Genomic DNA, 25,156 nt, shown 5'->3' on the forward strand with positions numbered 1-25,156 from the left:
CCCACGGAATCGCCGCGACGACCAGGCTTTTCGAATCGGCCTGTGGATCAGTGCGACGTTGTGGATGAATCGCGGTCTTCGTGGTGCAGTGTGGGTTCCGGGCACAGCACGATGCCGATGGCGCCCACCCCGACGTGGGCACCGATCACCGAGCTGAAATCGGTGACGACGAGATCACTGACCTGCGGAATCCGATCCTTCAGGTGCTGCGCCACCGCCTCGGCGCGCTGCCGGGCGTGCATGTGATGCACAGCGACGGCCGTCCTGTCCAGACCTGCCAGCTCCACCGCGGCGTCGACCATCCTGGCCATCGCCTTGGTCGAGGTGCGCGTCTTCTCCTTCAGAACCAGCCGGCCGTCCACGAGATGCAGCACCGGTTTCATCGCCAGTGCGGTGCCGAGCAGCGCGGCGGCGGTGCCGATGCGGCCTCCGCGACGCAACTGATCGAGCCTGTCCACCACGATCAGGCAACGCCCACGGCTCGCGACGTCGACCGCCCGCCGGTACGCGGTCTCGAGATCCGCACCGTCTTTCGCGGCCCGCGCGGCCTCGAGGACCGGATAACCCAATCCCATTCCGGCGGACTGGGAGTCGACGATCCGCACCCGGCCGTCGAATTCCTGCGCCGCCTGACGGCCCGCCTCCCACGTGCCGGACAGCTGGCGGGAGATGTGCACCGCGAGAACGCCTGCACCCTCGCTGAGGTCCAACGCCGTCGCATACGCCTCGGACAGCTCGCTCGGCGACGCGCCCGACGTGGTGACACCGGCAAGGTCCTCGGGGAGCTGGTCGATTCCCTCCCGGAAATCCTGGCCGCCGCTGAGGACATGGAGCGGGACCACGTGGATCCCGTACTGCTCGACGAGTTCGGGCAGGATCGAGGCCGAAGAATCGGTGACGACGACGACGGGCATCGGACTACTCGGCTCCGCTCGACACCGGGTCGGCCGGAACCGCACCCTCGGCGGAGTCCGGAACGACTCCCGCCGCGCGGAGCGCGGTGAGCATCGCCGCGGCCACCTCGGTGTGCCCGTCCCAGCCCCAGTGGATGCCGTCCGGATTACCCTGATCGCTGAAGACGTTGGCGCGCACCGCCTCCGCGAGGTCGACGAGGGGTACGTTCTTCTCCTCCGACCACGCGGTGATGGCGGCAACGGCGCCGGGGCGACCCGCATGCACCTTGCCGTAGGCCTCGCTGCGATGAACGGACGGCAGGGTCCCGATGACGGGCAACTCGGGACGCATGTACTCGAGCGCCGCCCGGGAGCTCTCCAGATATTCGACACTCAGCCGCGGGGGCAACGCCACCGGCCACCCCAGCGGGGACAGTCTGGGCTGAAGCCACTGGTAGCCGGTCCGCACGACGCGGCGCAGCGCGGGTGGGCGGACGTAACGCAATTGTTCCCGCAGCGCCGTCGGGAGCGGGGACGGAAGGGAGTCCATGCCGCCGACCGCGAACACGACGGCACCGGCGCGGGGAACCGCCGACCACACGCGGGGGTCCTGGGTCAGCGCCCACCACACGTCGCGGCTGGTCCAGCCGATCCGCGCCACCAACTCGACATCCCAACCGAGTTGACGTGCAACGATATTGGGCCAGATGTCGGGGTGGTCGGACGGGAGACCGCCCTTGGGTCCGTAGTACGACAGCGAATCGGCGAGCACGAGCAGGACGGGGCGTTCCCCGCGACCGGCACCCGCGTCAGAGGACGTCACTGGCCACACTCGCAGAAGCGTTCCACACGTCGAGGCGCCAGTTGAGCGAATCGGGGTTTCCGTACGCACTCAGCTGCACCCAGCTGGTGTTCCCCAGCCCGCCCAGCACCGGCCAGCGGTCGACGGGCAGATCCAGCAGTGCGGCGGTCAGCGCGGCGATCAAACCGCCGTGCGCGACCAGGACCACCGGCTTCTCCGCCCAGTCCTCGTGCTTCTCCACGAGTTCGGCGACCACCGGCTTGCTGCGGCGTGCGACGTCGATGCGACTCTCCCCGCCGGGCGGTGCCCACGTCGCGTCGCCGCGCCACGTGGCGCGGGCGCCGGGTGCGCGCGCGTCGACGTCGAGGTGCGTGAGCCCCTGCCAGTCACCGAGATGCGTCTCGCGGAGGCGCTCGTCGATCTGCACCGGCAGACCGGCATTGTCGCCGACCTCGACGGCGGTGTCGTAGGCCCGCCGCAGATCGGACGACACGATGGAGATCGGTCTGCGACCGACGAGCGCGCCGGCTGCGGCGCGGGCCTGCGACCGACCCAGCTCCGACAGTTCGGTGTCGAGCTGTCCCTGCATGCGGTTGTCGGCGTTGTACTCGGTCTGCCCGTGGCGGAGCAGGATCAGACGTCGCGGGGCACGGGGGGCATCCGTCACAGCTCGGACTCCTCCGCCTGGGCGGCGGTGCCCGCACCGTTCGCGTCGGCCGGGCCGCGCTGCCCGAGACCCTCGACGGGCACGGTCGGGCAGTCCTTCCACAGCCGGTCGAGTGCGTAGAAGTTGCGCTCCTCGTTGTGCTGGACGTGGATCACGACGTCGACGAAATCGAGCAGTGCCCAACGGCCTTCGCGGGTGCCCTCGCGCCGCACCGGCTTGTGACCTGCGTCACGCAGCCGATCCTCGATGTTCTCGACGATCGCGTTGACCTGTCGCTCGTTGGGGGCGGAGGCGATGACGAAGCAGTCGGTGATGACCAGCTGCTCGGAAACATCGAGCACCACCACATCGGAGGCCAGCTTCTCGTCGGCAGCCACTGCCGCGATGCGTGCCATCTCGATGGCTTCGGTCGTTGCGCTCACGCGATGTTCTCCCAGTTCGGTTCGAAAAGTGCTGACTAACTTCTGGTCTTGTCCGGGGCCGGTTCGGACATCGTCGTCGCGCCGTCGAGACGCTCGGAGTCCGGTGGCCTGTACAGGTTCCGTTTGGAGATGTACTGGACCACACCGTCCGGCACGAGGTACCACACAGGACGGTCTCGACTGGCCCGCCGCCGACATTCCGTCGAGGAGATCGCCAGAGCCGGGATCTCGATCAGCGTGACCGCGTCCTCCGGCAATGCGTCCAGGTGACCGGCCAGATGTTCGGTGTTGAGATCGAATCCCGGGCGCGACACCCCGACGAACTTCGCCAGCGAGAACAGTTCCTCCCAGTCCTGCCAGGACAGGATACTCGCCAGGGCGTCCGCACCGGTAATGAAGTACAGCTCGGCGTCCGGGTGGTAGCTGCGCAGATCACGCAGAGTGTCGACGGTGTAGGTGACCTTCTCCCGGTCGACGTCCACCCGGCTGACGGAGAAACGCGGGTTCGACGCGGTGGCGATGACCGTCATCAGGTACCGGTCCTCGGCGGGGCTGACGCCCTTGCCCTGCTTCTGCCACGGCCGGCCGGTGGGCACGAAGACGACCTCGTCGAGGCTGAATCGATCCGCCACCTCGCTGGCCGCCACGAGGTGACCGTGATGAATGGGGTCGAAGGTGCCGCCCATGACTCCCAGGCGGCGCCGACGCGCGCCCGCTGCTCCCTGTTCCACGAGTGACGAGCTTACGTGTTCACACCGGCAGCAACCCGGCGACCACCGACGCCAGCTGCTGAGCGGATCGGCATTCGTGCATGCTGATGACCTCGTTGTACACCTTCGCCGCCGAGTCGCCCGTTCCCCACTGGCCGCGGGGCTCCGGGTTGAGCCAGTGCGCGTGTTTCGCCACCGACACGAGACGGGCCAGGGCCTCCAGATTCGGATCGCGGTAGTTGTTGCGGCCGTCGCCGAGCACCAGCAGCGATGTCCGCGAGGTGATGCTCTGGGTGAACCGCTCGGCGAACACCCCGAACGCGTTGCCGTAGTCGGAGTGCCCGTCGTAGCCGACCAGGTCGGCTTCCCGGATCATCCGCGACATGGCGCTGCCGAGGTCGGCTCCCGCGTCGAAGAAGCGGGTGACCTCGTCGGTGGTGTCGATGAACGCGAACACCCGCACCCGGGAGAACTGTTCGCGCAGCGCGTGGACGAGCAACAGGGTGAAGTGGCTGAAACCGGCGACCGAACCCGAGACGTCGCACATCACGACCAGTTCGGGGCGCGCCCGGCGGGGCTTGCGCTGGACGAGGTCGATGGGCACTCCGCCGGTGGACATCGACTTGCGCAGGGTCCGCCGCAGGTCGATCGAACCGGCGCGGTTGCGGCTGCGCCGCACGGCCAGGCGGCTGGCGAGCAGCCGGGCCAGCGGGGTGACGTTGCGTTTCAGTGCCGTCAGTTCGGCGTCGGACGCGCGGAGGAAGTCGACTTCCTCGGCCAGCCGGGGCACGCCGTACGACGCCACCCGCTCCTTGCCGAGGTTCTCGGCCGACCGTCGCCGCGTCTCCTTCTCGATCATCTTCCGGAAGTCGGCGATCCGCTGGGCGGCGGTGCGCTTGGCCACCTCGGATTCGTAGCTTTCCGTCGTCCGGGCGTCGCCGTCCTGCTGATTGCCCAGGAGTCCGTCGAGGATCTTCTTCAGCAGGGTTTCCGGCGCGACGTCCCGCAGCGCCTGGTACGCGGAGAACGACGGGCCGTTCGCCGACTGGTACTGGCCGAGTTCCTCGACCATCTGCGCGGTCAGGAGCTCGGTGAGCTCGATCGCCTCCGGCGACCCGTCGGTGAGGAGTTCGACGATCAGCTCGCGCAGCGCCTCGTAGTCGATCTCACCCTTCGCGTTCCGCGGCAGACTCGTGTCGATCGCCCCGTCCGCCCGGCTTCCGACCGCCGCCGGGAACCAGAGTTCGAACAACGCGTCGAACGTGGGCCGGTGGGTGGGCCGCCGCAGCAGCGCGCACGCAAGCCCCTCGCGCAGCGATTCGCGGTCGAGCAGATCGAGGACCGACATCACCTGGCCGGCGTCGACCGTCTCGGACGGTCCGACCGTGATGCCGCGCCGCCGCAACGCCTCGACGAAGTCGACGAGATGCCCCGGCAGCCCGTGCGGCGCCGCGGGACCGCCCGGCTTCGACCGGGACGCGAGTGGACCACCAGCAGCCATGGGGAGTCCTTCAGTTCAGTCGCAGCTCGGCAGCGGCCCGTAGCTGATCGGATTGGTGTTTGAGGACGACGCCCATCGTGGCGCGCACGGCGTCGTCGTCGAGGGTGTCGAGCCCGAGCGCCAGGAGGGTGCGACCCCAGTCGATGGTCTCGGCGACCGAGGGCAGCTTCTTCAGCTGCATCCCGCGCAGCACACGGATGGTCCTGACCAGCTGCTCGGCCACCGCCTCTGGCAGCTCCGGCACCCGGCTCGCCAGGATCCGCCGCTCGAGCTCGGCGTCGGGGAAGTCGAGATGTAGGAACAGGCAGCGGCGTTTGAGCGCCTCGGACAGTTCACGGGTGGCGTTCGAGGTGAGGACGACGAACGGCTTGCGCGTGGCCGTGATGGTGCCCAGTTCGGGGACGGTGACCGCGAAATCGCTGAGCACCTCGAGCAGGAGACCCTCGATCTCGACGTCGGCCTTGTCGGTCTCGTCGATCAGTAGCACCGTCGGGTCCTCGCGCCGGATCGCGGTCAGCAGCGGCCGCGACAGCAGGAACTCCTCCGAGAAGACGTCCGCCTTGGTGGAGTCCCAGCTGTGGTCGCTGCCCGCCTGAATGCGCAGAATCTGCTTCGCGTGGTTCCACTCGTACAGCGCGCGTGCCTCGTCGACGCCCTCGTAGCACTGCAACCGCACCAGCTCGGCGCCGGTGGTCTCGGCGACGGCGCGGGCGAGTTCGGTCTTGCCGACGCCGGCGGGACCCTCGATGAGCAGGGGTTTTCCGAGCCTGTCGGCGAGGAACACCGCGGTCGCGGTGCCCTTGTCGGACAGGTAACCGGTTTCGGCGAGCCGAGCGATGACGTCGTCGACGCTCGCGAAGAACGGCGTCGTGGTGGGCAGTGCGCGATCCACGCTCGCTCCTTTCAGAAGGGGTGACGGGCAGAGGGGGCTGAGGGAAAGGGGGCGGGCGAAACGTCTAGACGGGGCGGGTGTGCCCGTCACCCCAGACGATCCACTTGGTGGACGTCAGTTCGGGGAGCCCCATCGGGCCGCGCGCGTGCAGCTTCTGCGTGGAGATCCCGATCTCGGCGCCGAATCCGAACTGCTCACCGTCGGTGAAGGCGGTGGACGCGTTGACCATGACGGCGGCCGCGTCGACCCGGGCGGTGAACTCGCGGGCGGCCGCGAGGTCGGAGGTCACGATGGCCTCGGTGTGGCCGGTCCCGTAGCGGTCGATGTGCTCGACCGCGGCGTTCAGATCGTCGACCACCTTGAGCGCCACGTCCAGGGTGAGGTACTCCTCCGACCAGTCCGACTCGGTCGCGGGCACCAGACCCGGCAGATCCCCGTGGACCGTCACGCTGTGCGTCTGCAGGGCCTGCAGCAGCTTCGGCACCGCTGTCTCGGCGATCGCGGCGTCGATCAGCACCGTCTCGGCGGTGTTGCAGACACTCGGTCGCCGCGTCTTGGAGTTGAGCAGGATTCGTTCGGCCATCTCCAGGTCGGCGGCAGAGTGGACGTAGACGTGGCAGTTGCCGACGCCCGTCTCGATGGTCGGGACGGTCGCATCGCGCACCACGGCGCTGATCAGGCCTGCGCCGCCGCGGGGAATGACGACGTCCACCAGGCCGCGGGCCTGGATCAGGTGCGTCACGCTGGAGCGGTCGTCGCTCGGTAGCAACTGCACCGCGTCCTCCGGCAGCTGCCGCGCCGCCAGCGACGCCCGCAACGCCACGACCAGCGCCGCGTTCGACTTCGCCGCGGACGAGGAGCCGCGCAGCAGGGCCGCGTTGCCGGACTTGAGTGCCAGCCCGAACGCGTCGACGGTGACGTTGGGGCGGGCCTCGTACACCATCCCCACGACCCCGAGCGGCACCCGCAGCTGACGGAGTTCGAGACCGTTGGGGAGGGTCGAGCCGCGCACCACTTCACCGACCGGGTCGGGCAGACCGGCCACCTGGCGCAGCCCGGACGCGATCCCCTCGATGCGCTCCGGCGTCAGCCGCAGGCGGTCGAGCAGGGAGTCCTCGGTGCCCGACGCCCTGGCCGTCTCGATGTCGGCCGCGTTGGCGGCGAGGATGTCGGCGGAGGCGGCGAGCACGGCATCGGCTGCCGCATGCAGCGCTGCATCCTTCTGCGCGGTGGTGAGCAGCGCGAGGACCCGCGACGCGGTACGGGCGCGACGGGCCGCTGCGTGGACGGCTTCACGGGTGTCCACCGTGGCACCGGCCGACGAGGTGGAGGTCACTGCAGTCATGAAGACAGCCTATATACCGGGGCGCGGGAATGATTTCATCCCCCGGGCAGGTTGCGACTGGTCGAGACCATCAGAGGCAGGAGTGCTGTAGTGAGCGTGTTGTTCGAACCCATCACCTTCCGCGGAGTCACCGTCCCCAACCGGGTGTGGATGGCGCCGATGTGCCAGTACTCGGCCGACGTGACGGGCCGCGACGTGGGGGTGCCGGGCGACTGGCACCGGACGCACCTCGTGACGCGCGCCATCGGCGGTGCCGGGCTGATCCTCACCGAGGCGACGGCCGTCAGCCCGGAGGGCCGCATCAGCCCCGCCGACCTCGGCATCTGGAACGACACCCAGACCGAGGCCTTCGCGGAGATCAACGCCCAACTCGAGTACTTCGGCGCGGTCCCGGGCATCCAGCTCGGTCACGCCGGGCGCAAGGGCTCCGCGCACGTGCCGTGGCGCGGGGGCGGGAGCCTCGCCGGCGACGATCGGCTGTCCTGGCAGACGGTGGCACCGAGCGCGATCGGTTTCGGCGACCACACCCCGCCGGCCGCGGCGACGACCGACGACATCCGGAAGGTGGTCACCGATTTCGCGGCCGCCGCCGAGCGGGCGTCGCGGGCCGGTTTCAAGGTTGTGGAAATCCATGCGGCACACGGCTATCTGCTGCACCAGTTCCTGTCACCGGTCAGCAATCACCGCACCGACGAGTACGGCGGCAGCTTCACCGGCCGTGTTCGCCTGCTGCTCGAGGTCGTCGAGGCGGTACGCGGGGTGTGGCCGGCCGAGTTGCCCGTCTTCGTCCGGGTCTCGGCCACCGACTGGCTGTCCGAGGAGCCCGGCCTCGACGCGGACAGCTGGACGCCGGATCAGACGGTCTCCCTCGTGCAGGCCCTCGCCGACCTCGGCGTCGACCTGGTCGACGTCTCCAGCGGCGGCGTCGCCTCCGCCCGGATCCCGATCGGGCCCGGCTACCAGGTCCCGTTCGCCCGTCGCATCCAGAACGAGACCACGGTCCCGGCCGCCGCCGTCGGGCTCATCACCGAGCCGGAGCAGGCCGAGCGGATCGTGGAGTCGGGAGAAGCCGTCGCCGTGTTCCTCGGGCGCGAACTGCTGCGCGACCCGTACTGGCCACGAAAAGCCGCACTGGCATTGAATGCCCAGGTGACGCCGCAGATTCCGGCGCAGTACGCCCGGGCGTACTGAGGCTCGGGCCGACAAGCCCCGCATCCTTTGCTACGGTAATCGCTCTTACAGCTGGTAGTCCCGCACCCCGGACGGTGGGGCGGGACCGAGCCACGAGCCAGAGCCGATCGGCGGGGGCCGCATCGCGCCGAAGGGCCGTGGGTTGCCGAACCCGATCAGCAATCGCCGTGCGGGCGACGAAAAGATGCGTGCGTCAGGTACGTGCCCCGCGCGGGTGATAACTGCGCTGGGGAGCGCACGACATGAATGCACCAGATCACTCGATCACGTCGGCCGAGGTGGCCGAATCACCTGATGTCACGGTCACCGACGAGGCCTCCGTCAAACGGGCCGTCAAGGCCACCATGCTCGGTAACGCCATGGAGTGGTTCGACTTCGGCGTCTACGCCTACCTCGCGACCACCATCGGCAAGGTGTTCTTTCCCGAGGCCAGTGGTACCGCACAGCTGCTGTCGACGTTCGCGATCTTCGCCGCGGCGTTCATCGTCCGTCCCCTCGGTGGACTGTTCTTCGGTCCGCTCGGTGACCGGATCGGTCGCAAGAAGGTGCTCGCCACCACGATCATCCTGATGGCGGGCAGCACGTTCGCCATCGGTCTGATCCCGAGTTACGGATCCATCGGGCTCGCGGCGCCGATTCTGCTGGTGCTGTTCCGGCTCGTGCAGGGGTTCTCGACGGGCGGCGAGTACGGCGGCGCCAGCACGTTCGTCGCCGAGTACGCGCCGGACAAGCGCCGCGGCTTCTTCTCGAGCTTCCTCGAATTCGGAACCCTCGCTGGGTATGTCGCGGCCGCGGGCCTGGTCACCGTCATCAGCACCGTGGTCAGCGCCGACGCTCTGGTGGACTGGGCGTGGCGAATTCCGTTCCTGCTCGCCGGTCCGCTGGGCCTGATCGGCCTCTACCTCCGGCTACGGCTCGAGGAGACGCCTGCGTTCCAGCAGATGGAACAGGCCGAAGAGCGCTCGCTCGCAGACGAATCCACGGGACGCAAACTGCGCGAGACCCTGGTGGAGAACTGGCGTCCGCTGGTGCTGTGCGTGATCCTGGTCGCCACGTACAACATCGCGCACTACGGTCTGCTCAGTTACATGCCGACGTACCTGTCGAACACGCTCGGCTACGACGAGTCGCACGGCCTCGTCCTCATGATCATCGTGATGCTCATCATGATGGTGTGCATCAGCTTCGTCGGAAAGCTGTCCGACCGGGTCGGTCGTAAACCGTTGCTGCTGGCCGGTTTCGTCGGATTCTTCGCACTGTCGCTGCCCGCGTACCTGCTGATCGGTGTCGGCCACTACTTCACCGTCTTCCTCGGCCTCGCGATGCTCGGCGGTCTCCTGCTGCTGTTCGTCGGCGTCTTCCCGTCCGTCCTTCCCGCGCTGTTCCCCACCGGAATCCGCTACGGCGGGCTCGCGATCGGATACAACCTCGCGGTGTCGATCTTCGGTGGCACCACACCCCTCGTCCTCACGGCGTTGCAGGATGCGACGGGCAGCGACCTCGTCGCGCCGATGTACATGATGGTCGCGGCCGTCATCGGCGGTATCGCGGTTCTGCTCATCTCCGAGACTGCCCGGAAGCCGCTGGAGGGTTCGCCGCCCGCCGTGGCCACGGACGCCGAGGCCCGCCGCATCCTGAAGCGTCTCCGCCGCACCAAGGGCGACGCATCCGCGACGCCCGCACAGGAGACGGCGGCCGCCGACGCGGGTTAGTCTCGGGATATGTCCGCTCCCAGGGTCGCCGTGGTCGGCAGCATCAACATGGACCTGCTCACGGCGACCGAGCGGTTGCCCGCGCCGGGAGAGACGATCCTGGGCACCGCCTTTGCCGCCACCCCCGGCGGCAAGGGCGCCAACCAGGCGATCGCCGCGGCGCGGGCCGGCGGCGACGTGACGTTCATCGGCGCCGTCGGCTCCGACGTGTTCGCTCTCGACCTGCGGCAGGCCCTCGTGGACGCCGAGGTCGACACGCGGTACCTGCGCGAAGTGGACGGGCCGAGCGGGATCGCGGCGATCACCGTCGACGCCGCCGGCGAGAACAGCATCGTGGTGGTTCCAGGTGCCAACAGCACCGTGGCAGACCTGACACCCACCGAACTCGCGGCCGTCGCGGATGCGGACGTCCTGCTCTGCCAACTCGAGATACCCCTGCGCACCGTGCTGGCCGCGGCGGCGCACGCCACGGCACACGGCACCGTCGTGATGTTGAATCCCTCACCGGCGCAGGCACTTCCGGACGAACTCGTCAAGCTGGTCGACGTGCTCCTCGTCAATCAGACCGAGGCTGCGCAACTCGGCGCCGAGGTCACCGGCGCCATCTCCCACGTCGTGACCACGCTGGGGTCGTCGGGCGCGGACTACGCGGGCAGCGACGGCACAACGCTCCACGCCGACTCCTCCGAGGTCGAGGTGGTCGACACGACCGGGGCGGGCGACGCGTTCGCCGGCGCACTGGCCGTCTCGTGGCGACGCGGGCCCGCGATCGCCGTCCCGTTCGCGTGCACGGCGGGCGCGCTCGCCACCACCCGCCGGGGCGCCTCCACCTCGTCGCCCACCCTTGCCGAGATCGAGGCGGCGCTGCCCGGCTGAGCGAGCTCCCGCGGTCGCCCGGATCCTGCGTGTCACCCGTGTCGTGCACCATGGGGGCATGACGACCGCCACCGAACCCGCACTCCGTGACGAGGCCGAACGGCTGCTCCGCGAGCTGGCAGGCGAGCACGCCACCCTCCGCGACGACCAGTGGACGGCGATCGAGGCGCTCGTGGTGGGCCGCAGACGGGCGCTGGTCGTCCAGCGGACGGGCTGGGGCAAGTCGGCGGTCTACTTCATCGCCGCGAAGCTCCTGCGGGCGCACGGGCACGGTCCCACGGTCATCGTGTCGCCGCTCTTGGCACTCATGCGGAACCAGGTGGCCTCCGCCGAGCGGGCGGGCGTGCGCGCCGCCACCATCAACTCGGGAAACGTCACCGAATGGGACGACATCCACGCCCGGGTCGCCGACAACGAGCTGGACGTTCTGCTGGTCAGCCCCGAGCGTCTCAACAATCCCGACTTCCGCGACCAGGTCCTCCCCTCCCTCGCCGCCGACGCGGGCCTCGTCGTGGTCGACGAGGCGCACTGCGTGTCGGACTGGGGTCACGACTTCCGCCCCGACTACCGGCGGATCCGCACTCTGATCGCCGAACTGGGCGAGGGCATCCCCGTGCTGGCCACCACGGCCACGGCGAACGACCGCGTCGTCTCCGACGTCTCCACGCAGCTCGGGGTGGGCGGCGCCGAAACTCTCGTCCTCCGCGGTGGCCTCGAACGGGAGTCGCTGCACCTGTCGGTCGTGCAGATTCCGGAGGCCACCGCCCGGGCGGCGTGGCTCGCCCAGAAGCTCGACAGCCTGCCCGGCTCGGGCATCATCTACGCACTCACCGTGTCGGCGGCGCGGGATCTGGCGAGCCTGCTGTCCGAGCAGGGCCACACGGTCGCCGCGTACACCGGGCAAACCGACGCCGCCGAGCGCGAGACCCTCGAGCAGGACCTGCTCGGCAACCGCGTCAAGGCCCTCGTCGCGACGTCCGCGCTCGGCATGGGGTTCGACAAGCCCGACCTGGGGTTCGTCGTGCACCTCGGTGCGCCCTCGTCCCCCATCTCCTATTACCAGCAGGTCGGGCGCGCGGGACGGTCCACAGACCGCGCCGAGGTCATCCTGCTGCCCGGATCCGAGGACAAGCAGATCTGGAGTTATTTCGCGTCCGTGGCGTTCCCCCGCGAGCACGTGGTGCGCCGGGTGATCGAGGTCCTCGACACCGACCGGCCGCAGTCCACGCAGGCGCTCGAGCCACTGGTGGAGCTGGGCCGCACCCGGCTGGAGATGGTGTTGAAGGTCCTCGACGTGGACGGTGCCGTCCGCCGGGTGCGCGGCGGCTGGGTGGGCACCGGGGAGCCCTGGACGTACGACGCCGACCGCTACGAGCGGCTCGAGCGCGCCCGCGAGTCCGAGCAGCAGGCGATGATCGACTACCAGCGGATCAGCACGTGCCGGATGGCGTTCCTGCGCGAGCAGCTCGACGACCCGGGTCTGGCGGCGGGAACCTCGGACTGCGGCCGGTGCGACAACTGCACCGGAGTGCGCCACGACGCGACCGTGGACGCCGAGGCGGTGCAACAGACCAGGACGCGTCTCGAGCGGCCAGGCGTGGACCTCGCGCCCCGCAAACAGTGGCCTACGGGCCTCGCGAAGCTCGGCGTGGCGCTGTCCGGGAAGATCACGGACGGCGCCGAACCGGGCCGCGTCCTGGGCCGGCTGTCCGACCTGGGCTGGGGTCAGCGGCTGCGTTCCCTGCTCGACGAACCGGACGGACCTGCGCCCGAGGCCGTCCTGAAGGCCTGCATCCAGGTGCTGGCCTCCTGGGACTGGGCCGAGCGGCCCACCGCCGTCATGGCGGTCGAGTCCGCCACCCATCCCCTTCTGTCGGCGTCGATCGCGGGGCAGCTCGCCGCTGTCGGACGACTCACCGACCTGGGAGTTCTGCGGCTGCGCCCGGAGCATCCGCCGGTGTCCGCGGCCAACTCCGCCTACCGGGTGGCCGGGCTGGTCGACGCCTGGGAGGCCCCTGACCTTCCTGCCGGCGCCGGACCGGTGTTGCTCGTCGACACCCTCACGGACACCGGCTGGACCCTCACGATGGCCGCCAGGACGCTCCGCGCGGCGGGTGCCGCGTCGGTCCTCCCTTTCGCGCTCGCGAGTCTCAAATAGGCGAAGTGTGTCGCTTGCGGTTCACCCAAAAGTTACATAATGTGATGAGCATCACTTTGCACGTCTCACCTGCAAGGCTCTGCCACCTGAACTGTCCAATTTCGCGAGGCACGTGAAATCGAAGGGGATGGTTGTTAGGTTCGAATTTCCAATGACGCCTGTTCAGAAGAGTGCCATCCCGACCACCGCGCCGGACGCGGTGTTGTTCAGAAGTCCAGAGATCACTGACGGAGTCCGGCTCTGGGAGATCGCCAGGAACACGGAAGTGCTCGATCTCAATTCGAGCTACGCATACCTGTTGTGGTGTAGAGATTTCAGCCGTTCGTCGGTCGTCGCAGTCGTCGACGAGCGCGTCGTGGGATTCGTATCGGGCTTCATCCGCCCCGAATCCCCAGCGACGCTGTTCGTCTGGCAAGTCGCCGTAGACGCAGACCAGCGCGGCAAGGGAATTGCAGGTCGCATGCTGAGCGCGCTGCTCGATCGGCTCGCGCCCGAAGGGATTACCCATCTCGAAACGACGATCAGCCCCGACAACGAGGCCTCGATCGCGCTGTTCACAGCATTGGCGCGTCGCCGAGATACGGCGATCAACAAGCAAGAACTGTTCTCCCCTAACGATTTTCCCGATGGACACGAAGCCGAAGATCTGTACACGATCGGCTAAGAGCATGCCCCGGAGGAATGCAGCAACATGACTAACTTCGATACGAACATCTTCGACAACCTCGAATCCGAGGTTCGCAGCTACAGCCGCGGCTGGCCCGCCGTCTTCGAGTCGGCGTCCGGATCGTGGATCCGCGACGAGAACGGTCGCGACTACCTCGACTTCTTCGCCGGTGCCGGTTCGCTGAACTACGGCCACAACAATCCGGTACTGAAATCGGCGCTCGTCGACTACATCGTCAGCGACGGCATCACGCACGGTCTCGACATGTCGACCGTGGCCAAACGCGACCTGCTCCAGACGTTCCAGGACAAGATCCTGAAACCCCGGGGTCTCGACTACAAGGTCCAGTTCCCCGGACCCACCGGCACCAACACGGTCGAGGCCGCACTGAAACTGGCGCGCAAGGTGACGGGTCGTTCGTCGATCATCAACTTCACCAACGCTTTCCACGGAATGACGCTCGGTGCCCTGTCGGTCACCGGTAACTCGATGAAGCGCGCCGGCGCCGGAATCCCACTGGTGCACGCCACCCCGATGCCGTTCGACAACTACTTCGACGGAGTCACCGAAGACTTCCACTGGTTCCGCCGCGTGCTCGACGACTCGGGCAGTGGCCTGAACCGTCCGGCCGCCGTGATCGTCGAGACCGTGCAGGGTGAGGGCGGCGTCAATGTCGCCCGCGCCGAGTGGCTGCGCGCCCTCGCGGACCTGTGCGCCGAGCGCGAGATCCTGCTGATCGTCGATGACGTCCAGATGGGCTGCGGACGCACCGGGCCGTTCTTCTCCTTCGAGGTCGCCGGCATCACCCCGGACATCGTCTGCCTCTCGAAGTCGATCAGCGGCTACGGCCTCCCGATGGCGCTGACGCTGTTCAAGCGTGAGCTCGACGTGTGGGGCCCGGGCGAGCACAACGGCACGTTCCGCGGTAACAACCCGGCGTTCGTCACGTCGAAGGTGGCCCTCGACCACTACTGGTCCGACGACACCCTTCACAAGTCGACGCTGACCAAGGGCGAGAAAATTCACCAGGCATTCACCGATTTGGCGAACCAGTTCGACGGCTCCGTCTCCACCCGCGGTCGCGGCCTCGTCCAGGGTCTCGTGTTCGACGAGCCGGAGAACGCGGGCAAGGTCTGCAAACTCGCCTTCGACGAGGGCCTGCTCGCCGAGACCTCCGGACCGTCCGACGAGGTGGTCAAGCTCCTGCCGGCGCTCACCATCACCGACGAGGAACTGGACCACGGACTCGCCATTCTCGCCGACGCCACCGGCAAGGTTTGCAGCTAGAGAGAGGACTGACACTCACATGATCGTTCGCACCACCGCAGAAATCACCGACACCGACCGCGACATCACCAGCGAGGACGGAAACTGGCGCAGCAAGCGCATCATCCTCGGCGGCGACAAAGTGGGTTTCTCGTTCCACGAGACCACGATCAAAGCGGGCTCGGTCAACGAGTTCCACTACGCCAACCATGTCGAGGCCGTGTGGCTCGTCGAGGGAACCGGCAAGTTGATCGACCTCGACAACGACAAGGTCTACGAACTCGGCCCCGGTTCGATGTACCTGCTCAACGGTCACGAGCGTCACCGCGTCGAGCCCGAGACCGAAATGCGGATGCTGTGCGTGTTCAACCCGCCCGTCACCGGGCGTGAGGTCCACGACGAAAACGGTGTCTACCCGTTGGTCGAGGTTCCCGCGTAAGTTCGACCCCATGGCCGACGACGCTGCTGTTCCAGCTATAGCCATCGGACCCGCCCCGGACCCGCTCCTCGAGGATGCGGTGCGCCGGGGCGGTGCCCGTGTGGCACCCCTCGACTCCGCGGACGCCCTGGTCTGGACCACGGGCCCGATCGGGTTCCCGGACCCGCTTCCCGAGAACATCCGCTGGGTGCAGTTGAACTCCGCGGGTGTCGAGGAGTGGTTCGCCGCGAAGGTCATCAGACCCGACACCGCCGTGCTGTGGACGTCGGCGGCGGGCGCGTTCGCCGCCACCGTCGCCGAGCACGCCCTGACGCTGCTGCTGGCCGGGGTGCGGGCACTACCGGAGCACCTCGAGGCGAAGACCTGGCGGCAGCAGGAGTTCTATTCGAAGATCGGCACCCTGCGGGGCACCACGGTGGCCATCGTGGGTGCCGGCGGAATCGGCCGGGCGCTGATCCCGATGCTCGCGGGTGTCGGGGCCGACGTCATCGCGGTCAATCGCTCCGGCAGCCCGGTGCCGGGCGCGATCGAGACGCTCCCCACCACCCGCCTGGGCGAGGTGTGGGCGCGCGCGGACCACTTCGTGATCGGGGCTCCCGCCACCGACGCCACGCACCATCTGGTCGGGGCGGCGGAATTCGCGCAGATGAAGCCGACCGCGTGGGTGATCAACGTCGCGCGCGGCTCGCTCGTCCACACCAATGCACTGGTGAAAGCGCTGCGGGACAACACGATCGGCGGAGCGGGACTCGACGTCACCGATCCCGAGCCTCTTCCCGACGGCCACCCGCTGTGGGACCTTCCCAACGTGATCATCACCCCCCACGATTCCAACCCGCCGTCGGTGCGCCCCCCGGCGTTCGCCGAGCACGTGGCGCTGAACGTCACCCGCTTCGTCGCCGGTGAGAATCTCACCGCTCTGATCGATCCTGTCGTCGGGTACTGAGCCGGCGCTACCCTGGAGTGCGTGTTCGCCCGACTGATCGACGTACTCGGTGGCCGGCGCCTGTGTGTGATCACCGGCGCCGGCATCTCGACGGATTCCGGGATCCCCGATTACCGGGGTCCGGACTCGCCACCGCGCAATCCCATGACGTACCAGCAGTTCACCGGTGATCCCGATTTCCGCCGCCACTACTGGGCGCGGAACCACCTCGGCTGGCGGCACATGGACGCCGCCCGGCCCAACACCGGCCACCGCGCCCTGGCGGGGCTCGAGCGGGCGGGTGCCGTGAGTGGCGTCATCACCCAGAACGTCGACCTGCTGCACACCAAGGCCGGCAGTCGCCGGGTGATCGACCTGCACGGCACGTACGCCCAGGTCCGGTGCCTGACGTGCGGCGCCCTGATCTCGCGGGCCACGCTCGCCGACCGGCTCGAGCGCGCGAACCCGGGATTCGCCGAAACCGTTGCTGCCGCACAGGGAGTGGAGATCGCACCGGACGCCGACGCGGTGATCACCAGCACCGAGCATTTCCGGATGGTCGACTGCGAGGCGTGCGGCGGTCTACTCAAACCCGACATCGTGTACTTCGGCGAATCCGTTCCGAAACCGAGGGTCGCCGCCGCCTACGACGTGGTCGACGAGGCCGAGGCGCTCCTGGTGGCCGGCTCGTCGCTCACCGTCATGTCGGGACTGCGGTTCGTCCGGCACGCCGCCAAACGCGGAATCCCCATCGTCATCGTCAACAGGGGGACGACACGGGGCGACGAGTTCGCCACCCACACGCTCCACGCCGGCTGTTCGGAAGCTCTCACCGCACTGCTCGACGCGTCCTCCGCGCTGCCCGCGTGACCGTCAGAGCGGCACCAGATCGTCCGCGTGGACGACGGGGCGCTGCATCTCCGCGGGCAGTTCCTGGGTCGACTTACCCAGGATGTCGCTGATCTCCGCCGAGTCGTACGCCACCACTCCCCTGGCCACGGGTCGCTCGTCGGGGCCGAGGAGCGACACGACGTCGCCGCCGTAGAACCTCCCCGAGACCGCGCTGATCCCCGCGGGCAGCAACGACCGCCGCTTGGTGACGACGGCACGCACAGCGCCCTCGTCGATGTGCAGGATCCCCTGCTCGTCCGCGGCGTGGCGTACCCAGAACTTGCGCGCCGACAACCGGGACGGCCGGGCCGCGAACGCCGTTCCCACCCCGGCGTCCCGCAGCGCTGCCCCGGCGTCCGAGGCGGCGGCGAGCAGTACGGGCACGCCGGCATCGGCCGCGAGGCGCGCTGCCGACAGCTTGGACGCCATCCCGCCGGTGCCGAGAGCGCCGCCCGAGCCCGCGACCACCCCGTCGAGATCCTCGGGGCTGTTCACCTCGGGAATCAGCGTGGCATTGCCCTTGCGGGGGTCGCCGTCGTACAGCCCGTCGACATCAGAGAGCAGGACCAGGGCATCGGCGCCGACCAGGTGCGCGACGAGCGCGGCGAGCCGGTCGTTGTCACCGAATCGCAGCTCCGCCGTGGCGACGGTGTCGTTCTCGTTGACGATCGCGACCGCGTGCAGCGCGCGCAGACGGTCGAGGGTGCGTTGCGCGTTGCGGTGCTGCGCGCGGCGGGCGATGTCGTCCGCGGTGAGCAGCACCTGCCCGACGGTGCGGCCGTACCGGGCGAACGACGTGCCCCAGGCATGGGCCAGCGCCAGCTGGCCGACGCTCGCGGCGGCCTGCTTCGTCGCCAGGTCCCGTGGCCGCTTGGTCAGCCCCAGCGGGGCCAGACCCGCGCCCACGGCCCCCGACGACACGACGACCACGTCGGAACCGGCACGCATCCGATCCTCGATCGCATCGGCCAGCGCGTCGAGTCGACCGACGTCGAGCCCGCCGACCAGGCTGGTCAGCGCGGACGAGCCGATCTTCACGACAATGCTGCCCGCCGACGCGATCGTGCGCCGGGTGGCGCTCACTGGTCTTCGGGGTCGAGGCCTTCGAGACCGCGACGGATCCTGGACGCGTGCTTGCGTTCGGTCGCGCCGATGCGCTCGACCTGATCCAGACGCGGGTCGGTGCCGCGACCGGTGCGGGTGAGATCGACGCCGGCCGGTGTCTGGGGCTCCCAGTCGAAGCTCACGTTGCCGATCGTGACGGACGCGCCCGGCTCCGCACCCTGCTTGACGAGTTCGGTTTCCACACCGAGCCGCGCGAGCCGGTCGGCGAGGTAACCCACGGCCTCGTCGTTGTCGAACTGCGTCTGCCGCACCCAGCGTTCCGGCCGTGTGCCGCGGACGATGAACCCACCGGGGATCTCGGGGTCGGCGACGACGCTGAAGCTGTTCTCGTTCGAGATCACCGGGCGGATCACCTGACGCTTCGGCTCGGCCTTCGGGTGCGCCTCACGGTAGTCCGCAACCAGCTTCGCGAGCGCGAACGTCAACGGACGCAACCCCTCTCGGCTGACGGCCGAGATCGTGAAGACAGGCCATCCGCGGGCCTCGAGGTCGGGGGTGACCATCTCGGCCAGCTCTGCCGCCTCCGGCACGTCCGCCTTGTTCAGGATCACGATGCGGGGGCGGTCCGCGAGGTCACCGAGCCCGGCGTCGCCGGACAACGCACCCTTGTACGCGGCGAGTTCCGCCTCGAGTGCGTCGATGTCGGAGATCGGGTCGCGGCCCGGGTCGAGCGTCGCGCAGTCGACGACGTGCGCCAGCACGGCGCACCGCTCGAGGTGGCGCAGGAAGTCCAGTCCGAGCCCGCGGCCGTCGCTCGCGCCGGGGATCAACCCGGGCACGTCGGCCACCGTGAACGTGGTGTCGCCGCTCGACACCACACCGAGGTTCGGCACGAGAGTCGTGAACGGGTAGTCGGCGATCTTCGGCTTCGCCGCCGACAGCACCGACACGAGCGAGGACTTGCCCGCCGACGGGAACCCGACCAGCCCGACATCGGCCACGGACTTCAGTTCGAGGACCAGTTCCCGCTCGACGCCGTCCTCACCGAGGAGCGCGAAACCCGGCGCCTTGCGCGCCTTCGAGGACAGGGCCGCGTTGCCGAGTCCGCCGCGGCCACCCTGGGCGGCCTCGAAGCGGGTGCCGACACCGATGAGGTCGGCGAGAATCCGGCCGTCCTCGTCGAGGACGACGGTGCCGTCGGGAACCCTCAGAATCAGGTCGTCGCCCTGGGCGCCGTCACGGTTGCTCCCCATCCCCTGCTTGCCGTTGGTGGCCTTCGCGTGGGGGTGGAAATGGAAGTCGAGGAGGGTGTGGACGTTGCCGTCCACCTCGAGCACGACGTCACCGCCACGCCCGCCGTTGCCGCCGTCCGGGCCACCGAGCGGTTTGAACTTCTCCCGGTGAACGGAGGCGCAGCCATTGCCGCCTTTTCCGGCGCTGACGTGCAGCACGACGCGGTCAATGAATCGGGACATGACTGCCGGATCCTTCCTCAGTCAATTGTGTTGATCTCACTCGTGAAAAAAACAATAGGGGCGGACCGGGTATCACGACCCAGGTCCGCCCCTATTGGGAGCTTGAAACGTCCCTCACGGGACGATGCATACTCGCGGCAGAACTAGGCCTCTGCCGCCGCCGGAACGATGTTCACGGTCTTGCGTCCACGCTTGGTGCCGAACTCGACGGCACCGGCAGAGAGCGCGAAGAGCGTGTCGTCGCCGCCACGACCGACGTTGACGCCGGGGTGGAAGTGGGTTCCGCGCTGACGCACCAGGATCTCGCCGGCGCTGACGGACTGGCCGCCGAAACGCTTCACGCCGAGTCGCTGAGCATTTGAATCGCGACCGTTACGGGAGCTGGATGCACCCTTCTTATGTGCCATGTTCTTGACCCTCCTCGGGTGAAATCAGCTCTGAAGCTCTAGCTACTTGATGCCGGTGACCTTGAGGACCGTCAGCTTCTGCCTGTGGCCCTGACGCTTGTGGTAGCCGGTCTTGTTCTTGAACTTGTGGATCCGGATCTTCGGGCCCTTGGTGTGCTCGACGACCTCACCCGTGACCGAGATCTTGGCCAGCTTGTCGGCGTCGGTCGTCAGATCGGATCCGTCGACGACGAGAACGGGAGCAAGCGAGACAGCAGTGCCGGGCTCACCCTCGATCTTCTCGACCTTGACGAGGTCACCAACAGCGACCTTGTACTGCTTTCCGCCGGTCTTGACGATCGCGTACGTTGCCATCGGAGGGCTACCCCTTGCTTCTTCGAACTTGCTCGCGCCACAGTGGGCGCGACTGGTCTGGTGTGACGGCTAGCTCGGTCGAGATCGCGCAGCCATCACAAGTGAGGGCACAGCTGACCTTCATCGCCGAGTAGCGACTGGTCAAGGTTACAGGAAGGCAACCGTTCCGTACAAACCGGCGCCGATTGCCTTCCCGCAGTCCCTCGTCAGTTGTCGGCGTCCACCGGCGGGCCGGCGGGACGTGCTGCGGCACGGCGACGACGCGGCCTGCGCGGCGATGCCTGCGAATCCCCGCCGTCAGGCGAGGACGCCGGCGGCGCACTCACGGCCGACGCCGACATGGCCGGTTCCGGCTCCGGTGCGTGCTCGGCGCCGGTCTCCGATGTCGGGATCACGAACACCGTCCCCGCGCTCGGGGTTTCGGACACCGGCGCTGCCGCTGCTCTCGACACCCGACGGCTCCTTCGCCGCGGCGGGGCCACCGGCTCCGGCTGGGGCTCGGGCTCGCGCTCCACGACGGGTTCCGAGGTCTCGGCGACCGGAGCCGCTTCGGCCGGTGCGGCTTCGACGGCCGGCTCCTCGGCCACAGTCTCTTCCGCCACGGCTTCTTCGACGACCGCTTCCTCGGCGACGGTGTCCTCCGCCTCGCGTGCCACGACGGCTTCCGCAGCGACCGCTGCCGGGGCCTCGGCCACGGCTTCTTCGATGCCGGGCAGGTCTGCCGCCGGAGTCTCCGCCTCGGCGGCGACAGGCTGCTCGGGCTCGGGAACCGCCGCCGCGGGCTGCTCGGCGGATTCCGCCTCGTGCCCGCTGTGTGCGTGCGCGGCCTCCTCCTCGTGATGGTGGTGTGCCATCGCGAGAGCGACCGGGTGGGCCCGCTTGACGGTGGCATCCACCGTCGGGGTCTCTTCGTGCACGGGAGGCTGCGACGTCTCCCCACCGGACGACTTGTCGCGGCCCCGCTTCTTTCGGGAGCCGCCGGAGTCGCCGCCGCGGGACGACCCGCGCGCACCGTTGTCCTCGGAGGTCTTCACCTCGATCGGCTCGGCGTGGACGACGATGCCCCGGCCGTGGCAGTGCTCACAGGTCGTCGAGAACGCCTCGACCAGCCCGGTTCCCAGCTTCTTCCGCGTCATCTGGACCAGGCCCAGCGACGTGACCTCGGACACCTGGTGGCGGGTGCGATCCCGGCCCAGGGCCTCCGTCAGGCGTCGCAGCACGAGATCGCGGTTCGATTCGAGCACCATGTCGATGAAGTCGACGACGATCATGCCGCCGATGTCGCGCAGGCGCATCTGCCGGACGATCTCCTCGGCCGCCTCGAGGTTGTTCCGGGTGACGGTCTCCTCGAGGTTTCCGCCGGCACCGGTGAACTTGCCGGTGTTGACATCGACCACGGTCATGGCCTCGGTGCGGTCGATCACGAGCGTGCCACCGGAGGGCAACCAGACCTTGCGGTCGAGTGCCTTCGCCAGCTGCTCGTCGATGCGGTGCGCCTCGAAGACGTCGACACCGTTGTCCGACGTGTGCTGCTCGAGCCTCGGCATGAGGTCGGGGGCGACGGACCTGATGTACGACTCGACCGTCGACCAGGCCTTGTCTCCCTCGATCACGAGCTTGGAGAAGTCCTCGTTGAACAGGTCGCGGATGACCTTCACGAGAAGGTCGGGCTCCTCGTACAGGGCCTGCGGGTTGCCGGACTTACCGGATTCCGCCTTCGCGGCCTGAGCCTCGATCCCGGCCCACTGGTCCTGCAGACGCTTCACGTCGCGGGCGAGTTCTTCCTCGCTCACCCCCTCGGACGCGGTCCGGATGATGACTCCGGCGTCCGAGGGCACGATGTCGCGCAGGATGTCCTTGAGGCGCTTGCGTTCCGTGTCGGGCAGTTTGCGGCTGATACCGGTGGACGTGCCGCCGGGCACGTACACGAGGAAGCGGCCCGCGAGGCTGATCTGCGTCGTCAGCCGTGCACCCTTGTGCCCCACCGGGTCCTTGCTGACCTGGACCAGCACCTGGTCGCCCGGCTTGAGCGCCTGCTCGATCTTGCGGGAGTTGCCACCGAGCCCGGCAGCCTCCCAGTTGACCTCACCCGCGTACAGCACGCCGTTGCGGCCGCGGCCGATGTCGATGAACGCGGCTTCCATGCTGGGCAGCACGTTCTGGACGCGTCCGAGGTACACGTTGCCGACCATCGAGGCCGACGCCGACGTGGTCACGAAGTGTTCGACGAGAACGCCGTCTTCGAGCACGGCGACCTGCGTCGTCGCGTGCGGTTGCCCGGTGGCGATGCGGTCGCGCACCACCATCACTCGGTCGACGGCCTCGCGGCGGGCCAGGAACTCCGATTCCGTGAGGATCGGTGGGCGCCTGCGGCCGGCATCGCGGCCGTCGCGGCGACGCTGACGCTTCGCCTCGAGCCGTGTCGACCCCGTGATGCCCTGGACCTCGTCCTTCGAGCGGCTCTTGTTGCGAGGTTCACGCTCGTGGACGACGGTGTTCGGCGGATCGTCCTCGGACGTGGCCTCTCCCGACCCCTCGCCACCGGACTTGCGACGGCGGCGGCGGCGACGGCGACGGCTCGACCCGTCGGAGTCACCCTCACCGGTCTCTTCGTCACCGGACTCCGCTTCGGCCTGCTCGGCCTCCGCGGGCTTCTCCTCGGAATCCTTCTTCGGCTTCTCTTCGAGCTCCCGAGTCGGTGTCTCGGCGGCCTTCTCCTCGCGAACGGATTCCCGCGCGGATTCCTCGGCCTCGGCACCCTCGGTGTCGATGTCCGTGTCCTGCTCGTTCTGCTGTTCGCCCCGTCCGCGACCACGGCCGCGGCGGCCGCGGCGACGACGACGAGGCTGATCGCCGTCGACGTCGGACTCGTCCGACTCGGTGTCGGCGGTTCCGGTGTCCGTGGCCTTGGCGGGCTCGGGCACCTCCTCGCGCGTTTCGGCGACGGGCGGCTGCTCGGTGGTGGGTTCCGGGGTCCCGGCGTCCCGGCGGCTGCGCCGGCGACGCGGCGGAGTCTCGACCGCTGCGAGGTCGGGCTGCAGGAACAGCGGGACCTGCGAGACGGCGGGCGGCGTCTCGACGGCGGGCTCGGCGGCGGGCGCCTCGACCTGGTAGGACGCGGTGGTGAACAGGTCACGTCCGAGGTCGCGCTCGGCGACCGCGGCCTCCTCCGCGACGGGCTCCTGGGCGGCCGCTTCCTCGGTGGGAACTGCGGGAGCCGGAGTCTGCTCGGCCGCTGCTTCCTCGACGTCCGCGGCCGCGACCGGTTCCGGTGCGACCTCGACGACGGGTTCGGCGGCGTGGGGCTCCGCGACCGGTTCGGCGGCCGGGGTCTCCGCGATCGGTTCGACCGCGGCGGGTGGTTCGGTGGGAGCGGTCTGCGCAGCGGTGAAGGCTGCGTGCACCCGCTCGGCGACGTCGCGTTGCAGGCTCGACTGCGCGCTGCGCAGTTCGGTTCCGAGGGCCGCAGCCTCGGCGAGAACCTGCTTGCTCGTTACGCCCAGCAACTTCGCGAGGGCGTGAACACGGATCTTCTCCGGAAGAGCGGGAACCGCGCTCCCGGTGGTGGCCGTTTCGTTCGGCTCTGAATTTGTGGGCGGCGCTTGATCGGCCACGTAGTCTCCTCAGCCCCCGGGCGCGTCCACTCCCGTGTCTGGGAGTGTCACGCGGCCACGCGAGGGCGCAGTATGTGTACTCGCGCCCCAGATGTGAGCGCGAGATTGTCTGGTCTCGCTCCACACAGCGCGTGCAGTGTCCGTTTTCACTGCACACCCATGTAGTGCCTTGCGGATGGCCGTCATCCCCGGCGCGAGCGCCTGATCATCCAGCGTGCCGAACGCCCAGGTATTTCCTGTTGACGCAGGGGCAGCGATGAAGGGCATCGAGCCGTGGTGTCATCCGGTCGAAGCCGCGTGGTGCACAAATTGCGGTCCGACCACCCCCAGTATCCCACACGTCTGCCACAGTCCGTGCCAGCGGCGCACGTATCGGTCTGGAACATGTTCCGCACGCGATGGCGCCGCCGGCCCGGAGGGCAGGTCGGTGGGTCGAGGGGTGGGTGGAGAGGTACGTCAGTTGGCGGCGAGGTGGGGGAACCAGAGGGCGATCTCGCGCTCGGCGGACTCGACCGAGTCGGAGCCGTGAACCAGGTTCTCCTGGGCTTCGAGCCCGAAATCGCCGCGAATCGTGCCTGGAACGGCCTTCTCGACCGGGTCGGTGCCCCCGGCGAGCTGACGGAACGCGGCGATCGCACGGGGACCTTCGAGGACTGCCGCGACGAGCGGGCCGCCCGTGATGAATTCCAGCAGGCCGGGGTAGAAGGGGCGGCCTTCGTGCTCGGCGTAGTGGGCGGCTGCGATGTCGCCGGGAGCGGTGCGCAGGTCGAGCGCGGAGATCGTCAGACCTTTCCGCTCGATACGACCGAGGATTTCTCCTACATATCCGCGGGCAACGGCATCGGGCTTGATCAGTACAAGGGTGCGCTCAGTCACGGCGCACA

General features: G+C 68.8%; 23 protein-coding genes. 9 read left to right on the forward strand and 14 right to left on the reverse strand.

The annotated features are described in order from the left end of the window. Window positions 1-47: 47 nt before the first annotated feature. The 8 genes from PSR88_RS06560 to PSR88_RS06595 form a co-directional block, all read right to left on the reverse strand. A complete protein-coding gene (locus PSR88_RS06560) occupies window positions 48-914 on the reverse strand; it encodes a DegV family protein (RefSeq protein ID WP_009474001.1) in 867 nt (288 codons plus the stop codon). Between the two features lie 4 nt (window positions 915-918). Further along, the gene (octT, locus tag PSR88_RS06565; protein WP_009474002.1) at window positions 919-1,716 is read right to left on the reverse strand and encodes a diglucosylglycerate octanoyltransferase; all 798 of its coding nucleotides are present in this window, start codon (window positions 1,714-1,716) and stop codon (window positions 919-921) included. Continuing rightward, window positions 1,703-2,362, reverse strand: a complete 660-nt coding sequence (locus PSR88_RS06570) for a histidine phosphatase family protein (protein ID WP_009474003.1) — start codon at window positions 2,360-2,362, stop codon at window positions 1,703-1,705. The genes octT and PSR88_RS06570 overlap by 14 nt, the downstream gene beginning before the upstream one ends. After that, window positions 2,359-2,784, reverse strand: coding sequence for a ribosome silencing factor (gene rsfS / locus PSR88_RS06575; protein ID WP_009474004.1), 426 nt, complete (start codon window positions 2,782-2,784; stop codon window positions 2,359-2,361). The genes PSR88_RS06570 and rsfS overlap by 4 nt, the downstream gene beginning before the upstream one ends. Window positions 2,785-2,819: 35 nt before the next feature. Then, the gene (nadD, locus tag PSR88_RS06580; protein WP_009474005.1) at window positions 2,820-3,470 is read right to left on the reverse strand and encodes a nicotinate-nucleotide adenylyltransferase; all 651 of its coding nucleotides are present in this window, start codon (window positions 3,468-3,470) and stop codon (window positions 2,820-2,822) included. A 64-nt stretch (window positions 3,471-3,534) separates the two neighbouring features. Then, the gene (locus tag PSR88_RS06585) at window positions 3,535-4,995 is read right to left on the reverse strand and encodes a vWA domain-containing protein (RefSeq protein ID WP_009474006.1); all 1,461 of its coding nucleotides are present in this window, start codon (window positions 4,993-4,995) and stop codon (window positions 3,535-3,537) included. Between the two features lie 10 nt (window positions 4,996-5,005). Then, complete coding sequence (locus PSR88_RS06590) at window positions 5,006-5,887, reverse strand: AAA family ATPase (RefSeq protein ID WP_005261286.1); 882 nt, start codon at window positions 5,885-5,887, stop codon at window positions 5,006-5,008. A 64-nt stretch (window positions 5,888-5,951) separates the two neighbouring features. Continuing rightward, a complete protein-coding gene (locus PSR88_RS06595; RefSeq protein WP_016879956.1) occupies window positions 5,952-7,232 on the reverse strand; it encodes a glutamate-5-semialdehyde dehydrogenase in 1,281 nt (426 codons plus the stop codon). Window positions 7,233-7,322: 90 nt separating this feature from the next. Here PSR88_RS06595 and PSR88_RS06600 point away from each other — a divergent pair, with 90 nt between their 5' ends. The 9 genes from PSR88_RS06600 (at window position 7,323) to PSR88_RS06640 (ending at window position 17,336) form a co-directional block, all read left to right on the forward strand. After that, a complete protein-coding gene (locus tag PSR88_RS06600) occupies window positions 7,323-8,423 on the forward strand; it encodes an NADH:flavin oxidoreductase/NADH oxidase (protein ID WP_011594367.1) in 1,101 nt (366 codons plus the stop codon). A 242-nt stretch (window positions 8,424-8,665) separates the two neighbouring features. Continuing rightward, window positions 8,666-10,135 carry an MFS transporter gene (locus PSR88_RS06605; protein ID WP_011594368.1) on the forward strand — a complete coding sequence of 490 codons (1,470 nt, stop codon included), beginning with the start codon at window positions 8,666-8,668 and terminating at the stop codon, window positions 10,133-10,135. Window positions 10,136-10,144: 9 nt separating this feature from the next. After that, the gene (locus PSR88_RS06610) at window positions 10,145-11,011 is read left to right on the forward strand and encodes a ribokinase (protein ID WP_011594369.1); all 867 of its coding nucleotides are present in this window, start codon (window positions 10,145-10,147) and stop codon (window positions 11,009-11,011) included. A 58-nt stretch (window positions 11,012-11,069) separates the two neighbouring features. Next, window positions 11,070-13,169 carry a RecQ family ATP-dependent DNA helicase gene (locus PSR88_RS06615; RefSeq protein WP_016879954.1) on the forward strand — a complete coding sequence of 700 codons (2,100 nt, stop codon included), beginning with the start codon at window positions 11,070-11,072 and terminating at the stop codon, window positions 13,167-13,169. Between the two features lie 151 nt (window positions 13,170-13,320). Further along, window positions 13,321-13,833: a diaminobutyrate acetyltransferase gene (gene ectA / locus PSR88_RS06620; RefSeq protein ID WP_009474013.1), complete on the forward strand. Its 513-nt coding sequence runs from the start codon at window positions 13,321-13,323 to the stop codon at window positions 13,831-13,833. Between the two features lie 27 nt (window positions 13,834-13,860). Then, window positions 13,861-15,123, forward strand: a complete 1,263-nt coding sequence (gene ectB / locus PSR88_RS06625) for a diaminobutyrate--2-oxoglutarate transaminase (protein WP_009474014.1) — start codon at window positions 13,861-13,863, stop codon at window positions 15,121-15,123. A gap of 19 nt (window positions 15,124-15,142) precedes the next feature. Next, the gene (locus PSR88_RS06630; RefSeq protein ID WP_009474015.1) at window positions 15,143-15,541 is read left to right on the forward strand and encodes an ectoine synthase; all 399 of its coding nucleotides are present in this window, start codon (window positions 15,143-15,145) and stop codon (window positions 15,539-15,541) included. A gap of 10 nt (window positions 15,542-15,551) precedes the next feature. Next, on the forward strand, window positions 15,552-16,487 hold the full coding sequence (locus PSR88_RS06635; protein WP_016879953.1) for a D-isomer specific 2-hydroxyacid dehydrogenase family protein: 936 nt from the start codon (window positions 15,552-15,554) through the stop codon (window positions 16,485-16,487). 21 nt (window positions 16,488-16,508) lie between these two features. Next, window positions 16,509-17,336: an NAD-dependent protein deacetylase gene (locus PSR88_RS06640; protein WP_011594372.1), complete on the forward strand. Its 828-nt coding sequence runs from the start codon at window positions 16,509-16,511 to the stop codon at window positions 17,334-17,336. Window positions 17,337-17,339: 3 nt separating this feature from the next. Here PSR88_RS06640 and proB read toward each other — a convergent pair whose 3' ends face one another. The 6 genes from proB to ndk all read right to left on the reverse strand — a co-directional run bounded on the left by proB (window position 17,340) and on the right by ndk (window position 25,148). Further along, window positions 17,340-18,440, reverse strand: coding sequence for a glutamate 5-kinase (gene proB / locus PSR88_RS06645; protein ID WP_016879952.1), 1,101 nt, complete (start codon window positions 18,438-18,440; stop codon window positions 17,340-17,342). After that, a complete protein-coding gene (gene obgE, locus PSR88_RS06650) occupies window positions 18,437-19,897 on the reverse strand; it encodes a GTPase ObgE (RefSeq protein WP_009474019.1) in 1,461 nt (486 codons plus the stop codon). The genes proB and obgE overlap by 4 nt, the downstream gene beginning before the upstream one ends. 143 nt (window positions 19,898-20,040) lie before the next feature. Then, window positions 20,041-20,304, reverse strand: a complete 264-nt coding sequence (gene rpmA / locus PSR88_RS06655) for a 50S ribosomal protein L27 (protein ID WP_005248077.1) — start codon at window positions 20,302-20,304, stop codon at window positions 20,041-20,043. Window positions 20,305-20,346: 42 nt separating this feature from the next. Beyond that, window positions 20,347-20,658 (reverse strand): 50S ribosomal protein L21, encoded by a 312-nt coding sequence (gene rplU, locus PSR88_RS06660; RefSeq protein WP_005248081.1) that lies wholly within the window; start codon window positions 20,656-20,658, stop codon window positions 20,347-20,349. 206 nt (window positions 20,659-20,864) lie between these two features. Then, entirely contained in the window at window positions 20,865-24,272 is a 3,408-nt protein-coding gene (locus PSR88_RS06665; protein WP_016879951.1) for a translation initiation factor IF-2 N-terminal domain-containing protein, read from the reverse strand. Window positions 24,273-24,728: 456 nt separating this feature from the next. Continuing rightward, window positions 24,729-25,148: a nucleoside-diphosphate kinase gene (gene ndk / locus PSR88_RS06670; protein WP_005248085.1), complete on the reverse strand. Its 420-nt coding sequence runs from the start codon at window positions 25,146-25,148 to the stop codon at window positions 24,729-24,731. Window positions 25,149-25,156 lie beyond the last annotated feature (8 nt).

Source organism: Rhodococcus sp. DK176, assembly GCF_038447315.2.
GTDB classification, from domain to species: domain Bacteria; phylum Actinomycetota; class Actinomycetes; order Mycobacteriales; family Mycobacteriaceae; genus Rhodococcus_F; species Rhodococcus_F jostii_A.

Coding starts and splice junctions, on each gene's coding strand:
- obgE (WP_009474019.1), bottom strand. CDS start 19,897: ATGTCCCGATTCATTGACCGCGTCGTGCTGCACGTCAGCGCCGGAAAA.
- ectB (WP_009474014.1), top strand. CDS start 13,861: ATGACTAACTTCGATACGAACATCTTCGACAACCTCGAATCCGAGGTT.
- PSR88_RS06595 (WP_016879956.1), bottom strand. CDS start 7,232: ATGACTGCAGTGACCTCCACCTCGTCGGCCGGTGCCACGGTGGACACC.
- rpmA (WP_005248077.1), bottom strand. CDS start 20,304: ATGGCACATAAGAAGGGTGCATCCAGCTCCCGTAACGGTCGCGATTCA.
- PSR88_RS06615 (WP_016879954.1), top strand. CDS start 11,070: ATGACGACCGCCACCGAACCCGCACTCCGTGACGAGGCCGAACGGCTG.
- PSR88_RS06610 (WP_011594369.1), top strand. CDS start 10,145: ATGTCCGCTCCCAGGGTCGCCGTGGTCGGCAGCATCAACATGGACCTG.
- ectA (WP_009474013.1), top strand. CDS start 13,321: ATGACGCCTGTTCAGAAGAGTGCCATCCCGACCACCGCGCCGGACGCG.
- PSR88_RS06635 (WP_016879953.1), top strand. CDS start 15,552: ATGGCCGACGACGCTGCTGTTCCAGCTATAGCCATCGGACCCGCCCCG.
- PSR88_RS06630 (WP_009474015.1), top strand. CDS start 15,143: ATGATCGTTCGCACCACCGCAGAAATCACCGACACCGACCGCGACATC.
- nadD (WP_009474005.1), bottom strand. CDS start 3,470: ATGGGCGGCACCTTCGACCCCATTCATCACGGTCACCTCGTGGCGGCC.
- PSR88_RS06560 (WP_009474001.1), bottom strand. CDS start 914: ATGCCCGTCGTCGTCGTCACCGATTCTTCGGCCTCGATCCTGCCCGAA.
- PSR88_RS06605 (WP_011594368.1), top strand. CDS start 8,666: ATGAATGCACCAGATCACTCGATCACGTCGGCCGAGGTGGCCGAATCA.
- rplU (WP_005248081.1), bottom strand. CDS start 20,658: ATGGCAACGTACGCGATCGTCAAGACCGGCGGAAAGCAGTACAAGGTC.
- PSR88_RS06585 (WP_009474006.1), bottom strand. CDS start 4,995: ATGGCTGCTGGTGGTCCACTCGCGTCCCGGTCGAAGCCGGGCGGTCCC.